11 protein-coding genes are annotated in these 15,152 nt (G+C 46.2%); all 11 read left to right on the top strand.

Features of this window, described 5'->3' with window-relative positions; all coding sequences use genetic code 11:
* The first annotated feature begins 9 nt into the window (after positions 1–9).
* The 11 genes from G589_RS19270 to G589_RS0107725 all read left to right on the top strand — a co-directional run bounded on the left by G589_RS19270 (position 10) and on the right by G589_RS0107725 (position 15,055).
* Entirely contained in the window at positions 10–1,317 is a 1,308-nt protein-coding gene (locus G589_RS19270; RefSeq protein ID WP_242826433.1) for a S41 family peptidase, read from the top strand.
* Positions 1,318–1,437: 120 nt separating this feature from the next.
* Positions 1,438–2,220 (top strand): PP2C family protein-serine/threonine phosphatase, encoded by a 783-nt coding sequence (locus tag G589_RS0107770; protein WP_026521714.1) that lies wholly within the window; start codon positions 1,438–1,440, stop codon positions 2,218–2,220.
* A 14-nt stretch (positions 2,221–2,234) separates the two neighbouring features.
* Positions 2,235–3,209 (top strand): serine/threonine protein kinase, encoded by a 975-nt coding sequence (locus tag G589_RS19265; RefSeq protein ID WP_051192249.1) that lies wholly within the window; start codon positions 2,235–2,237, stop codon positions 3,207–3,209.
* Positions 3,206–3,445, top strand: a complete 240-nt coding sequence (locus G589_RS0107760) for a hypothetical protein (protein ID WP_026521713.1) — start codon at positions 3,206–3,208, stop codon at positions 3,443–3,445. Before G589_RS19265 ends, G589_RS0107760 begins: the two co-directional genes overlap by 4 nt.
* Positions 3,446–3,546: 101 nt before the next feature.
* Positions 3,547–5,538 carry an excinuclease ABC subunit UvrB gene (gene uvrB / locus G589_RS0107755; protein WP_026521712.1) on the top strand — a complete coding sequence of 664 codons (1,992 nt, stop codon included), beginning with the start codon at positions 3,547–3,549 and terminating at the stop codon, positions 5,536–5,538.
* 40 nt (positions 5,539–5,578) lie between these two features.
* Positions 5,579–8,452, top strand: a complete 2,874-nt coding sequence (gene uvrA / locus G589_RS0107750) for an excinuclease ABC subunit UvrA (RefSeq protein WP_051192257.1) — start codon at positions 5,579–5,581, stop codon at positions 8,450–8,452.
* Positions 8,453–8,528: 76 nt separating this feature from the next.
* Positions 8,529–9,428: a hypothetical protein gene (locus G589_RS0107745; protein ID WP_026521710.1), complete on the top strand. Its 900-nt coding sequence runs from the start codon at positions 8,529–8,531 to the stop codon at positions 9,426–9,428.
* Complete coding sequence (locus tag G589_RS0107740) at positions 9,429–10,571, top strand: EpsG family protein (protein ID WP_026521709.1); 1,143 nt, start codon at positions 9,429–9,431, stop codon at positions 10,569–10,571. It begins immediately after the preceding gene.
* Between the two features lie 34 nt (positions 10,572–10,605).
* Positions 10,606–12,126 carry a sensor domain-containing diguanylate cyclase gene (locus tag G589_RS21060; RefSeq protein WP_026521708.1) on the top strand — a complete coding sequence of 507 codons (1,521 nt, stop codon included), beginning with the start codon at positions 10,606–10,608 and terminating at the stop codon, positions 12,124–12,126.
* A 51-nt stretch (positions 12,127–12,177) separates the two neighbouring features.
* Positions 12,178–13,323 (top strand): N-acetyl sugar amidotransferase, encoded by a 1,146-nt coding sequence (locus G589_RS0107730; RefSeq protein WP_026521707.1) that lies wholly within the window; start codon positions 12,178–12,180, stop codon positions 13,321–13,323.
* Complete coding sequence (locus tag G589_RS0107725) at positions 13,313–15,055, top strand: DUF6044 family protein (protein ID WP_026521706.1); 1,743 nt, start codon at positions 13,313–13,315, stop codon at positions 15,053–15,055. The genes G589_RS0107730 and G589_RS0107725 overlap by 11 nt, the downstream gene beginning before the upstream one ends.
* Positions 15,056–15,152 lie beyond the last annotated feature (97 nt).

Raw genomic sequence — 15,152 nt, 5'->3', positions numbered from 1 at the left:
GGAGTAAAAGTGGATATTAATAATAATTTTGAATCAATGCCCCCACAGATGCCTCAGATACCTGAGGATAAGGGGAAACTCACCAGAAGGTTTATAGCCGGAATATTGGTGGGATGTTTCATTGCCCTGTTCATAGTGGCAGGAATATATGTATTCTTATTTGCAAATCCTTTTGCGGGATTCTTTGGTGGTTCTTCCCAGGTAGCAGGTAAGCTCGGAGGAAGCGGAGACGACCTTCTCACAGAAGACATTGCAAAAAAGATCGAGGCTCTAGATGACGTTATCGACGAGTATTACTACAAACCCGATGTCAGCGATGAGGTTGAAGCTGACGGTATTTATAAAGGACTTATGGACTCGCTGGGAGATCCCTACTCTGTCTACTACACAGAGGAGGAGCTCAATGATCTTTTGTCCGACACTGCAGGTGTTTACTATGGTATCGGTGCTTATGTCAGCATAGATGAAGATATGGGTCTTCCCAGGATTTCAGGTGTAATGCCCGGAACTCCCGCTGAGAGAGCAGAGCTTCAGACAGACGATATCATTTCTGAGGTGAATAAAGAGTCTACAAGCGGCCTTGAGCTGGATGAAGTTGTTTCACTGATCAAGGGACCGGAGGGAACAACAGTGCATCTCACAATCTTAAGAGGCTCTAAGAGAGAGCAGCTAGAGGTTGATGTTGAGAGAAGCGCAGTAGAGGTTCCTACAGTAACAACCAAGATGGTCGGGGAAAAAGAGAATATAGGCTACCTTCAGATCACTGAGTTTGACGACGTTACTCCGGACCAGTTCGCTGAGGGCATGGCAGAGCTTCGTGAGAAGGATATGCAGGGCCTTATCATCGACCTAAGAAGTAATCCGGGTGGAAGTCTTCAGGCTGTGTGTGAGATCGCAAGACAGCTCCTTCCCAAGGGACTTATCGTTTACACTGTCGACAGGGATGGAAACAGAGATGACTACAAGTGCGACGGAGAGCACGAGATTGATATTCCGGTGGTTGTTCTTGTAAATCAGTATTCAGCCAGCGCTTCCGAGATTCTCTCAGGAGCCATCAAGGATTACAAGATCGGAACTTTGGTCGGAACAACGACCTTCGGTAAGGGAATCGTTCAGAGGATCTTTGATCTTAAGGACGGAACAGCTGTTAAGCTTACAGTAAGTGATTACTATACTCCTAACGGCAACAACATCCACGGCATAGGAATTGAGCCGGATGTAGAAATTGAATTTGACGCAGATGCCTACGCTGAGGACAAAACTGACAATCAGCTCGATAAGGGTATCGAGGTCATGGAAAAACTTCTTGACAATTAAATTGTATACGTGTAATATCAAAGACTGTGTCGAACATCTTCGACACAGTCTTATTTTTTGTGCGTAGCACATCATTGTTTGGTTCAAACATTTTTCAGTCTTTTAGGAGTAAAGAGTTTTATGGAAGTAAAGGCATGTATTTTTACCGATGCCGGCAAAGTGCGCAAGGTAAATCAGGACGCGGCTATGATCAAGGTAGCCAATACGAGAAGGTACGGAAGGATCTCTTTTGCCGCAGTATGCGATGGAATGGGAGGTCTGTCCAAGGGTGAAGTTGCAAGCTGCAAGGTGATAAGGGCTCTGGAGGGGTGGTTTAATGAGGAACTGTCTCTGATGCAGGGTATGAGCGAGGATGAGCTGTTTAAGACTGCTGAGACATCACTAAAGCGTCTTATCGTGAAGGTCTGCGGAGAGCTAAAGAGATATGGCAAGCACAGGGGGATAAACCTTGGAACCACTATGACAGCTCTTTTGCAGATTGGTACAAGGTACATGACCTTGAATATCGGTGACTCCCGAATATATCTGATAGACAGCGCCAGAGCCCGGGCTATAACAAAGGATCAGAGCCTGGTTCAGGACAAGCTGGATAAGGGCCTTATAACTGCCGGGGAAATGGAGACTGATCCTGAGAGAAACGTGCTTCTTTGGTCCGTGGGAACCACAATGGATCCCGAGATCGAAGTGGGTTACGGAACATTTTCGGGAAGTACAACGGTTCTGGCCTGCAGCGACGGCTTCTGGAGAACACTGCAACCTGAGGAGATGCATAAAAAGCTGTGTCCTCAGATGTGTGTGACAGATATGGATATGCTGCAGGAGTGCAGGAAGCTCACAGAGCTTGCCTGGAGCAGGAAAGAGAAGGACAACATTTCGGCAGCAGCCATGTGTCTGGAGTTTTAAAAGGAGTAATTGGGATGAATACAGGAATTCTTTACAGAGGCAAATACAGGATAAAAAGAAAGCTCGGTGAGGGCGGAAGCAGTGTAGTGCTCATGGGAATCGATGAAGAAAAGGGCCGTGCTGTAACCATCAAACAGATAAAGAAAGATGTATACGGAGCCGGGGATATATGCTCCGTCATAGAGGAAGAAGTGGGACTTCTTAAGGCACTGAGCCACCCTGCGATTCCGAAACTCATAGATGTTTATGACGATGCATTTGTCCTTGAGTATGTCCCGGGAAACAGCCTTGAGAAGTTTATCAAGCACAAGGGCTTTCTTGGTGAGAAAGAGGCTGTGTCCATGGGCCTTGAGCTCTTGGATATCCTCTCATATCTGCATGATGGCAAAAGACCTGTCGTCTACCGCGACTTAAAGCCTGCCAATATCATGGTTCGTCCCGACGGACATGTATCACTCATCGATTTTGGCGCTGCCAGATACTATGAGGGCGGTGCGATGTCAGATACCAGAAACCTTGGAACCGGCGGCTTTGCAGCACCGGAGCAGTACGGGAATCTTGGGGAGACAGATCCGAGGACGGACATTTACTGCTTCGGAAGGACTCTGATGCAGATCATGGGTGGCAAGTGCTCACCTGAACTGATGGGTATAATCGATAAGTGTACAAGGCCGGACAGGGAAGACAGGTATGGAAGCTGCAGAGAGATCAGGGCGGCGCTCAAGAAATATCCTAAGGTAGCAGCAAGGAATAAAGTTATGGCTAATGCAAGGTATGTCACAGTGGCAGCAGTACTTGCGATGGTCATTTCTTTAGGTCTGACTCACTACGATACGTTTGTGAGCTACGCTGCTATAGACGCTCAGATGAGAGTCCCTGCGGTAAAAGAGAGACTTGGAAGGGCCGGTATCAGAATAAGAGAGATACTTGATGAGAAATATGGCGACGATATCGACTGGCTTAAACTGCCAAAGGAGGAAGAAGAATGATGATATTTGCTTATACCTTTCTGGTGGTTTTTGTAGCACTTGTGGTGATACTGGGGCTTGGAAGCCTTCTTACAAAGGGTAATGAAACGCCGGAGATAATCCCGGAAGGAGCTGCAACGGCTGCTATGTGCACGACGCAGCTACTTGGCCGCGGAGATTATTCAGGCTCTGTGTGCGATGAGGATTTCGTGATCGAGCAGGACCTAGTATATACCTACGATTCCCTCAATCTGTAACGAACAGATGTTCTAAAAATTGTGGACAATGTACTTTGGAAATGATATACTGACAACGTATATGCACTTGTTGTTTGTGGACATAAATTTGAGGGTAAAACATGGACTTCAAATTACATTCTGAATATAAGCCGACGGGCGATCAGCCCCAGGCGATCAAGAAATTAGTTGATGGTTTTAAAGAGGGCAATCAGTTTGAGACGCTGCTCGGAGTAACCGGCTCAGGTAAGACCTTTACCATGGCCAATGTCATTGCTGCGCTCAATAAGCCCACGCTTATCATCAGCCATAACAAGACTCTGGCAGGACAGCTCTACGGAGAGATGAAGGAGTTCTTCCCGGAGAATGCTGTAGAGTACTTTGTCTCTTACTACGATTACTACCAGCCTGAGGCCTACGTGCCACAGACTGATACTTATATTGCCAAGGACTCTGCGATCAACGACGAGATAGATAAGCTGAGACTCTCTGCAACTGCATCCCTTGCCGAGAGGAAGGATGTGATCGTTGTTGCCAGTGTATCCTGTATCTATGGTCTTGGAAGCCCCGAGGAATTTAAGGGCATGTCAGTATCACTGCGTCCGGGCATGACCAAGGACAGAGATGAACTGATCAAGGACCTCGTTGCGATCCAGTATGACAGAAACGACATGGAACTTGGAAGATGTAATTTCAGGGTTCGCGGAGATACGGTTGAGGTCTTCCCTGCAAACGCTGATGATTATCTGATCAGAATTGAGTTCTTCGGAGATGAGATAGACAGGATCTGCGAAGTGGAGCCTGTTACTTCCAAGGTCAGGAGCGAGCTGACCCACGTCATGATCTACCCTGCTTCTCACTATGTTGTACCTCAGGAGAAGATCAACGCAGCCTGTGACAACATTGAGAAAGAGCTTGAGGAACAGGTTAAGTTCTTCAAGGGTGAGGACAGACTTATAGAGGCTCAGAGAATTGCTGAGCGCACCAACTTTGATGTTGAGATGATGAGGGAGACAGGCTTTTGTTCCGGAATTGAGAACTACTCAAGGCATCTTAATTTTGCCAGGCCAGGCGAGCCTCCGCTGACGCTTCTTGACTTCTTTGACGATGATTTTCTGATCATCGTTGACGAGTCCCACATGACAATCCCTCAGGTTGGAGCCATGTACAACGGCGACAGGAGCAGGAAGCTCACTCTGGTGGACTATGGCTTCAGACTGCCATCGGCTCTTGATAACAGACCTCTTAATTTTGAGGAGTTTGAGCAGCACATCGACCAGATGCTGTTTTGCTCGGCTACTCCGGGTAAGTATGAGGAGGAACATGAGCTTCTTCGTGCAGAGCAGGTAATAAGGCCGACAGGTCTTTTGGACCCGGAGGTTGACGTACGCCCTGTCGAGGGACAGATAGATGATCTTATAGGTGAGATCAGGAAAGAGATAGACAACAAGAACAAGGTCCTTGTAACTACGCTCACCAAACGTATGGCAGAGGATCTTACAGAGTACCTTGCAGAGTCCGGAATCAGGGTCAAGTATCTGCACTCGGATATCGACACCCTGGAGAGAGCTGAGATCATCAGGGATATGAGACTTGATGTCTTTGACGTTCTTGTGGGCATCAACCTTCTTAGGGAGGGTCTTGATATTCCGGAGATATCTCTGGTTGCCATAATAGATGCGGATAAAGAGGGATTCCTTCGTTCTGAGACTTCTCTCATTCAGACCATCGGACGTGCGGCCAGAAACTCTGAGGGCCACGTAATCATGTATGCCGACAACATGACCGACTCTATGAAAAAGGCCATCGATGAGACCAAGAGACGTCGCGCTATTCAGCAGAAATATAACGAGGAACACGGCATAACACCTCAGACCATCAAGAAGGCAGTCCGTGACCTCATTGCAGTTACCAAGGCAGTTGCCAAGGAAGAAGTCAAGTTTGAGAAGGATCCTGAGTCCATGGACAGAGACGAGCTGGAGAAGCTCATTGCCCAGGTTCAGAAGAAGATGAAGCGAGCAGCTACGGAGCTGGATTTCGAGACGGCTGCAATGCTGCGTGATCAACTCATCGACCTTAAGAAGGTGCACAATGAGCTCACATCAGGGCTGTGAGCACTCAAGAATTTAGGAGATATAAATGTCAGATAACAGAATGACCAAAAAGAACACCACCAAGAGAATTCTTCCCTCTGATATACACGACTATATCAGGGTTCGTGGTGCCAGTGAACATAATTTAAAACATGTAAATGTAAAGATCCCAAGGGAGACTCTTACAGTCCTGACCGGTGTGTCAGGCTCAGGTAAGTCGTCCCTTGCTTTTGAGACAATCTTTGCAGAGGGCCAGAGACGCTATATGGAGTCTCTTTCATCCTATGCTAGAATGTTCCTGGGGCAGATGGACAAGCCCAATGTTGAGGCAATCGAGGGCCTTTCCCCTACAATATCCATCGACCAGAAATCTACCAACAAGAACCCGAGATCTACCGTTGGAACAGTTACGGAGATCTACGATCACTTCAGACTTCTCTATGCAAGGATCGGTGTTCCGCACTGTCCTAATTGCGGAAGAGAGATCCGCAGACAGACTGTGGATGAGATGTGCGACCAGATCATGGCCCTTGGTGACGGAACCAAGCTCCAGATACTTGCACCTGTTGTCAGAGGCAAAAAGGGTGAACACCAGAAGACCCTGGACAGAGCTAAGCGTGCAGGTTATGTAAGAGCCAGGATCGATGGCAGCCAGTACGACATTTCCGAAGAAGAGATCAAGCTGGACAAGAATATCAAGCACAACATCGAGATCATCGTAGACAGGATCGTGGTCAGAGATGACAATGAGAATCTCCGCCGCAGACTTACCGATTCCATAGAGAATGCCCTTCAGCTTACAGAGGGACTCCTTCTTGTGGATGTAGTCGATGGACAGGAACTGAGCTTTAGTCAGAGCTTTGCATGTCCTGACTGTGGGATCAGTATCCCTGAGATCGAGCCCAGAAGCTTTTCCTTCAACAATCCTTTCGGCGCATGCCCTGATTGTGTGGGACTTGGCTACAAGATGGAATTTGATGCCGATCTCATGATCCCTGACAAGAGTCTTTCCATCAATGACGGATGTATCGTTGTAATGGGATGGCAGTCAGCCAACAAGGACTCAAGCTTTAGCAACGCCGTACTCCGCACACTTGCCAAGGAATACAAATTCAGCCTTGATACACCATTCGAGGAGCTGTCTGAGGAAGTTCAGAATATGATCATTTACGGTTCTGACAGAACCGTTAAGGTTCACTATAAGGGCCAGAGGGGCGAAGGCGATTACCCCATCAAATTTGATGGTCTTATCAAGAATGTAGAACAGCGCTACAGAGAGACATTCTCTGAAGCCATGAAGGCAGAGTATGAGGAATTCATGAGAATTACACCCTGCCAGCTCTGCGGCGGTCAGCGACTTAAGAAGGAATCCCTTGCTGTAACCATAGATGACAAGAATATTTACGAGATCACTTCCATGTCCATAGATGAGCTTCAAAGCTATCTCGAGAACATGAAACTCACAACACAGCAGGAGATGATAGGAGCCCAGGTCCTCAAGGAAATCAAGGCAAGAGTCGGATTCCTTGTAGACGTGGGACTGGATTATTTGTCCCTTTCAAGAGCTACAGGAACTCTCTCCGGCGGAGAGGCTCAGAGAATAAGGCTTGCGACCCAGATCGGCTCAGGCCTTTGCGGAGTATGCTACATCCTCGATGAGCCCAGTATCGGTCTTCATCAGAGGGACAATGACAAGCTTCTTAACACGCTTAAGAACCTGCGAGACCTTGGCAATACTCTTATCGTTGTTGAGCACGATGAAGATACCATGAGAGCTGCGGACTACATCGTTGACGTTGGTCCCGGAGCCGGTTCTCATGGAGGCAAGATCGTTGCCTGCGGAACTGCCGAGGATATCATGAAGGTAAAAGAGTCTGTGACAGGCCAGTACCTGTCCGGAAAACTCAAGATAGAAGTTCCTGCCACCAGAAGGCAGCCAAAGGGATGGCTTAAGATAAAAGGCGCGCAGGAGAACAACCTTAAGAACATCGACATAGATGTTCCGGTTGGAGTAATGACCATTGTTACTGGTGTTTCAGGCTCAGGCAAGAGCTCTTTTGTCAACGAGATTCTCTACAAGCACCTGGCAAGAGATCTTAACAGGGCAAGAGTTATCCCGGGCAAACATAAGGCCATCGAGGGACTAGAGCAGGTGGATAAGGTAATCGCCATCGATCAGTCACCTATCGGAAGAACACCACGTTCAAACCCTGCAACCTATACAGGCGTATTTGACATGATAAGAGACCTCTTTGCCGGAACTCCCGACGCCAAGGCAAGGGGTTACAAGAAGGGAAGATTCTCCTTCAACGTTAAGGGCGGACGATGCGAAGCTTGCGGTGGAGACGGAATCATCAAGATTGAGATGCACTTCCTTCCTGATGTTTATGTACCCTGTGAAGTCTGCGGAGGTAAGAGATACAATCACGAGACTCTGGAAGTCAGATATAAGGGTAAGAACATATACGATGTCCTTGATATGACCGTAGAAGAGGCTCTTAAGTTCTTTGAGAACGTCAAGACCATTAAGCGTAAGATCCAGACTCTCTACGATGTAGGACTTGGTTATGTGAAACTCGGTCAGCCCAGCACAGAGCTCTCCGGTGGTGAGGCTCAGAGGATCAAGCTCGCAACCGAGCTTTCCAAGGTTGGAACAGGTAAGACTGTTTATATTCTGGACGAGCCCACAACAGGTCTTCACTTTGCAGATGTCCAGAAGCTGGTTAAGATCATGCACACTCTTGTTGATCAGGGTAACACAGTGGTTGTCATTGAGCACAACCTCGACGTTATCAAGACCGGAGACTATATCATAGATATGGGACCTGAAGGTGGCTCCAAGGGCGGCACTGTAGTGGTTGCCGGAACTCCCGAAGAGGTTGCAAAGTGCAAAAAGTCCTATACAGGCGCATACATAAAGAGACTCCTTAAGTAAATAGGTTATTGCAATGAGGCGGCGCAATTCTTATTATTAAAATAGAGTAAATATTGCCATCCGGGGGAGGAAAAACATGTCCACAAAGGACTTTGATACAAGACCTATAGATCTGAAAAGGTTCTTCAGGCAGTTTGTAAAGAGATTCTGGATTGTCATTGCAGTGACAGCACTTGGCGCATTGCTTGGATTTGTCAGTTATGTGATCTACAGCAATGTAAAGAGTGGCAATACCGTTTATCGCATAAGAAACGACTACTATATAAACTTTGATTATGAAGCATTCCCTCAGGGACCGGATTATTTCAATGCCTATACCTGGGACGGAATACTAAGAGACGACCCTGTTGTAAACAGGGCTCTGGAAGAGGCGCCCGGAGTTACCAAGGCACAGATCCTTGAGTGTGTTAAGGGCGAGATACTCGGAGATTACAGGATTCTCACCGTTGTTGTTACAGGTACAGACAAGGAGATGATCCAGAGCATATCTGATGCCTACAAGGTTGCACTTCCTGCATTTGCGGATGTTCTGGACATGATAGCATCAATAGATCTTTGGACAGATGCGGAGATCGAGGAATACGACGAGTATACCAGAGAGGGTAATGCAGCATTTTTAGGAGCTCTCATAGGTCTTTTCGTGAGCCTGTTTGCAGTTCTTTTATACGGAATCTTCGACGATGCCATCTACACTGAGAGGGACTGGGTGATCAGATATCCACAGATTCCTTACCTTGGCAAGAGAGATACTGATGAGTACAATGCCAACAGATCACATCTTCTTGAGTACGACGGCAACTATATTGAGCTTGCTACAGACCAGTTCAGATATGACCTTGATGAGTTCGACAGAATGAGAGCAGCAGACGGAGTTATATTAAAACTCAGATCCGGAAAAGATAAGACAGAGGTTATGGACAAAGTGGTCTATACCCTTCAAAAGCAGGATATAAAAATAGTCGGAGTGATGGAGTAAATGGTTCTTTATGTGCTGATAGCTGCCATCACCATCGTGCTGGCTTGCCATGTTCAGACTGTTACAAAAGCGCATGGTGAAATATTGATGGGATATACAACAAGGCAGAGAGCTCTTAATGCTCTGTGTCTTGTTTCTGTGTTTATGATACTTACAACCCTTGCGGCTCTTCGCCACGAGGTTGGTAATGACTACGGAACCTATGTGGTTACCTGCCATGAGATATTCCAGAGGGGCTATGTCGTTACCGAGCCCGGATTTAATCTGGTTGTAAGGATACTCTACACGCTCTCAGGCAAGGAAGATTATCTTCTGATGTTCGGAGTTTTCGGAGCTGCAATAGTAGCTGTTTTCCTGAAGGTGATAAAGGATCAGAGCGACAGCTTTGCCTGGGGATTTTTCATATTCATGACATTTGGCCTTTACTACAAGAGCTTTAATACTGTCAGGTATTACTTTGCCCTGGCCATCGCCACCTTTGCACTGCGCTATCTGGTGGATATCAATTGGCAGGGTATCATCAAGTTCTTTGTACTGATACTGTTTGCAGCAACCTTCCACAAGTCGGTACTGGTAGTAATTCCCATGTACCTTCTGGCAAGGGTGCAGTGGAAGAGATGGGCGATAGTTCTTTTGGCAGTATTTGCAGTCGTGGTAGGACTCTTTAACAAACAGATAATGGATATTGCGCTGAAGCTCTATCCTTCTTACAGAAATACCGTATATATCGAGGAGGTACATACCGTTGTCGAGTATGCAGCTCCTATAGCAGGATGCATTTTTGTACTGGTGATATGCCTAATCTGCTACGAAGATGCCATCAAGAATCGCATCGATAACCGCATGTATTTCAACATGAACATCATGGGAACTGCTCTTTACCTGAGCTGCTACTGGCTTCCTCTGGTAACGAGATTTTCATACTATCTGACAACGGCTCAGATGCTTCTTTTGCCCAATATCATCTGCAGCATAAAAGACCCTAAGAAGAAAAAGAGAGTCACAGCTGCAGTGATCATATTCTGCGTGCTTTACTTTTTGTATTTCTTAAGAGAAGCAGATAAAATGGGAGTAAGAGTTCTTCCATACAAGAGCTGGCTCTTTTACGATCACAGATGGCTCAACCAGACTGACACGTTCTAAAGATCATGCATAAGGTCATGACAGGAGGACTAATATGGATAATGCCCCCCAGAAAACAAAATCCTTTGATGAATTCTTAAGGGAAAATCGAATAACGGTAAACAGATCCCTCAATGTTGTTTTGTGGTTCTGTATTTTTACCGGACCGGCAATAGCGCTTGGAGTCGCTGCAGAAGTATTCAAGAATGTGGATTATGATATATGCATTCAGATATCAGTGATAGTGGCTATACTTGCTTTTGGACATTATCTGATGCTTAAGAAGTGGCCGGATTCTGTAGTGACCAGTATTACTGCACTATTGGCTTTCAACATGCTCCTGGCGCATATGACCTATGGACGTGTTGCGGTTTATCTGACCTGGTTTTTAGTGCCACTCCTTAGCTTACTGTTTTGTGATACCAGGATATACATTTTCGCTGTAATATCCAACTACTGTCTGATGCTGCTTTCTACATGGATGGTAGCGCCTTATTTTTCAAGCATGAGGTCAGACTATGGCACAGCGCTGGCATATTTTCTTAATGCAATTGGCGGATACACCATAGAGACCATTATCATGACAGTCGCAGGACTTGCCCTCGGAAGACTGGCAACAACCTATTTCAGGGACACAATGATACAGCAGGAAGATCTCGTGCAGCATGAATCTCAGATGACAGAACAGCTGGATATTCTGGATTCCATGGCGGAGATTTATGACAAGGTTAATCTCATCGACTTCTACAAGATGACTGAGCGTCCTTTAAGAGGCGATAACGCCGATGACAAGCTCCATGAGAAGAGCCTTGATTTTGCTGTGTATGACCACACTTATATGACCCGTCAGATCATAGGGGATATCGTTGAGGATCAGGCACAGGCGTTCATTAATTTTACGAATATAACAACTGTCCAGGACAGACTTGGAAATAAAAAGATCATATCCGGTGAGTTCATCAACAAGTACAGCGGATGGTTCAGAGCTCAGTACATCGTGGCTGAAAGAGGCGATGACGGAAGACCGATGATCGTTGTCTTTACTATCCAGAGCATAGAAGCTGAGAAGAGACGAGAAGAGCACCTTATCCGTATAGCCATGACGGATGAGCTCACAAGACTCTATAACAGACGATGCTATGAGGAAGATATCCTTGTATATCATGAAAAAGAGATTGAGGACGATTTCTCTGTTTTCTCAATTGATGTAAACGGACTGAAAGCTGCCAATGATACCAAGGGCCATGCAGCCGGCGATGAGCTCATTAAGGCTTGTTCTGAATGTCTGCTAAAGGCAGTTGCCTCAAGAGGCAAGGTTTATCGTACCGGCGGTGATGAGTTTATTGCTATTGTACATACCGATGACTCAAAAGCTCTTTTGACTGATATGAAGAATGAGGCTGCATCCTGGCATGGCAAATATCAGAATGTACTTACAATAGCTGTAGGCTATGCAGCCCATAAAGATCATCCTGAACTTTCTGTAGAAGACCTTGAGAAGGTGGCAGACAGAATGATGTACAGGGATAAGGCTGAATACTACAAGGCTGCGGGAATAGACAGAAGAAAACAATAATTGTATACTTAACGGGATAATTTATTCATAAGATTTTCGGAGGATTTAGACATGAAGATGAGATATTGCAAGAGATGCCTTCAGCCGGATACAAGACCGGGCATCATATTCGATGATGAGCAGATCTGTTTTGCCTGCAGATACGAGGAATCCAAGGCAACAATAGACTGGGCTGCAAGAGAGGCAGAGCTTAAGGGCTTTGCTGAGGAAGCCAAGGCAGAGGCCAAGAAGAGAGGAAATATCTATGACTGTATCATCGGTGTTTCCGGTGGTAAGGATTCAACCTTCCAGGCAGTATATGCCAAGGAGAAGCTTGGACTTAATCCTCTTCTTATCAACTGCATGCCTGACGAGATCACTGAGATCGGTCGCAAGAACATCAACAACTTAAACAACCTTGGTTTTGACATCATCTCAATCCGTCCAAATCCTATCGTTGCCAAGAAGCTCGCAAGAAAATCATTCTTTGAGCGTGGAAATATCATCGCTGCTTCAGAGTACTGCCTCTGGGCTTCTTCATACATCATGGCTGTTAAGTTCAACATCCCTCTTATCATCCAGGGCGAGAACGCAGCTCTTACACTCGGTGCTGCCAAGAACCAGGAAGCAACAGGTAATGCTTTCTCAGTAATGCAGCTTGAGACAATCCGTGGAGCAAGCGTAGACAGCTTCGTTGATCTTTCAAACAACATTACTGAAAAGGATCTTTTCCTCTACAAGATACCTACCGTTGAGGAGATGCAGGCGAAGGGCATCAAGGCTATCTTCCTTCAGTACTACACCAGAGAGTGGTCACAGGTTGGAAATGCTGACTTTGCTGTTGCAAGAGGACTTACCGGCAGATCAGGAGATCTTCATGATCTTGGCCGTTACAGAAGATACACAGCTCTCGACTGTGACCTTCAGATCCCCAATCAGATGATCAAGTACCTTAAGTTTGGTTTCGGATATGCTACTGATGAGATCTGCTATGACATCAGAGAGGGCAGATTTACCAGAGAAGACGGCAAGTGGTACGTCAACGAGTACGACGGACTCTGCGGTCAGCAGTACATCGCCAAGGCATGCAAGTATCTGTCTATCACCGAGGCAGAGTTCTGGGAGGTTGTTGATAAGTACGTCAACAGAGACCTCTTTGAGAAAGTAAACGGAAAATGGACTCCTAAGTTCACAGTTGGTGAGGACTATGAATCATAAGATAAAAAAGTATTGGTATATGTACTTAACAGGAACACTGCTTCTTATACAAGCGGCAGTGTTCCTTGTATTTCGTGGGGAGAGCTATTTTCAGATCCACGACAATTTAGACTTGTTCATGGGCCACTACGAGATGCTAAAGAAGGCGCATCTGTGGTTTGCCCACGGAGTTGACGCTCCGATTCTTCACGGAGTGCCAAGGGACCTTTTCGGTTCTGAGTTTAATCTCTACAATTTCTTTTATATTGTGCTGCCCACCTACTGGGCGTACCTTGCCGGTTACGCTGCCAAGATAGCCATTGGAATGTTGTCTTTCATTCTCTTGGCAAAAGATATTTATAAGGAGCGCTACGAAAACTACAAGCCCCTTGTTATCGTCATCGCAGCAGCCTTCGGAATGATACCGGTTTTCCCGACCTACGGCATTGCATTTACCTCGGTGCCTTTTATAGTTCTTTTCCTGAGAAAGCTATACTTTTCGCAGAGCTTTAAAGAGAGACTTCCGTGGTATGTGGCGGTGTTCTTCTATCCGCTGATTTCCTACTTTTCATACCATGGATTCTTTATCCTGAGTTACATGGTCTGTGCGGTTATCATCCTGTGGATCAGGGACAAGAAATTCCCAAAGAGTACCTTTGCTTCAATTGTTGTTCTCTCATTGGGATACATCCTTCTCGAGTACAGGCTTTTCGGGCAGATGCTCGGAACGGATACGGTGACCATCAGGACCACCATGGATCACGGCAATCTGTCATTTGGACAGGCCATGGCAACAGCCTTCAGTGAATTTGTAAATGCATCCTTCCACTCGGAGGATTCACATACCTACATCGTGCTTGGCGTGGTGCTGATTGCACTGGTTCTTATCAACATCGGCCACGTAAGAGCAGGTAAGGCAAAAGAGATACTGACAGATCCCATAAATCTGGTGATGCTCTGGATCATCTTCAATGTGCTGATCTTTGGCCTATATCAGTTTGCACCTTTCAGACATCTCTTTGAGATGCTGCTTCCGCCCCTTACAGGATTTGAGTTTGCAAGAACAGCTTACTTTAACACCTTCCTGTGGTACGCAGAGCTTCTACTTGTCTGCATCCGCATGTACGATTATGGGAAAAAGAACCTTAAGCTGCTGGCAAACGTTATCGTCACTCTGGCAGTGGTTGTTGTAATGTTTGTTCCGCAGGTTTACAACGATTTCTACTACACCTGCTACAACCAGGCTTACAAGGTTATAAAGCACAAAGAAACCAGCACGGTTAATTACAACGAGTTCTATTCAGCTAAGCTCTTTGAGAAGATCAAGGACGAGATTGATTATAATGGCGAGTGGTCCGCCACTTACGGCTTCCATCCCGCGATCCTCAACTATAATGGCATTGCTTCCGTTGACGGATATCTTGGAATGTATGCCCAGGAGTACAAGGACAAATGGACCAGAGTCATTGAGCCTGCTTTTGAAGGCTCGCCTTCTCTGGCTTCATACTTCGTCGGATGGGGAGCAAGAGTCAATCTTATCTCAGCTGATGATGAAAACACCTACGCTCCACTTCGTGTTATGGACCCTGAGGACAAGCGCCTTATTGCAAACATGGATGAGCTAAGGAGCCTTGACTGTAAATATATCTTTGCAAGGTTTGAGATCAGCAATGCTGCAGAGATCGGCCTTAAACTGATTGGTAGCTACACTGATGAGAGCAGTCCATATACCATTTATGTTTATGAACTGTAAGCACAAAATTAACATAATAAATGCTAATAATTTGCTATCGGGCAGAGAGTCACCTCTGCCCGATTTTTTGTATAATAGTTTGATGGAAAAGGGGGAA

The organism is Butyrivibrio sp. VCB2001 (assembly GCF_000423965.1).
In the GTDB taxonomy this organism is placed as follows: Bacteria; Bacillota; Clostridia; order Lachnospirales; family Lachnospiraceae; genus Butyrivibrio.
This window is presented reverse-complemented; position numbering and strand designations above follow the sequence as displayed.

Coding starts and splice junctions, on each gene's coding strand:
- uvrB (WP_026521712.1), top strand. CDS start 3,547: ATGGACTTCAAATTACATTCTGAATATAAGCCGACGGGCGATCAGCCC.
- G589_RS19265 (WP_051192249.1), top strand. CDS start 2,235: ATGAATACAGGAATTCTTTACAGAGGCAAATACAGGATAAAAAGAAAG.
- G589_RS0107725 (WP_026521706.1), top strand. CDS start 13,313: ATGAATCATAAGATAAAAAAGTATTGGTATATGTACTTAACAGGAACA.
- G589_RS0107740 (WP_026521709.1), top strand. CDS start 9,429: ATGGTTCTTTATGTGCTGATAGCTGCCATCACCATCGTGCTGGCTTGC.
- uvrA (WP_051192257.1), top strand. CDS start 5,579: ATGACCAAAAAGAACACCACCAAGAGAATTCTTCCCTCTGATATACAC.
- G589_RS0107760 (WP_026521713.1), top strand. CDS start 3,206: ATGATGATATTTGCTTATACCTTTCTGGTGGTTTTTGTAGCACTTGTG.
- G589_RS0107730 (WP_026521707.1), top strand. CDS start 12,178: ATGAAGATGAGATATTGCAAGAGATGCCTTCAGCCGGATACAAGACCG.
- G589_RS0107770 (WP_026521714.1), top strand. CDS start 1,438: ATGGAAGTAAAGGCATGTATTTTTACCGATGCCGGCAAAGTGCGCAAG.
- G589_RS0107745 (WP_026521710.1), top strand. CDS start 8,529: ATGTCCACAAAGGACTTTGATACAAGACCTATAGATCTGAAAAGGTTC.
- G589_RS21060 (WP_026521708.1), top strand. CDS start 10,606: ATGGATAATGCCCCCCAGAAAACAAAATCCTTTGATGAATTCTTAAGG.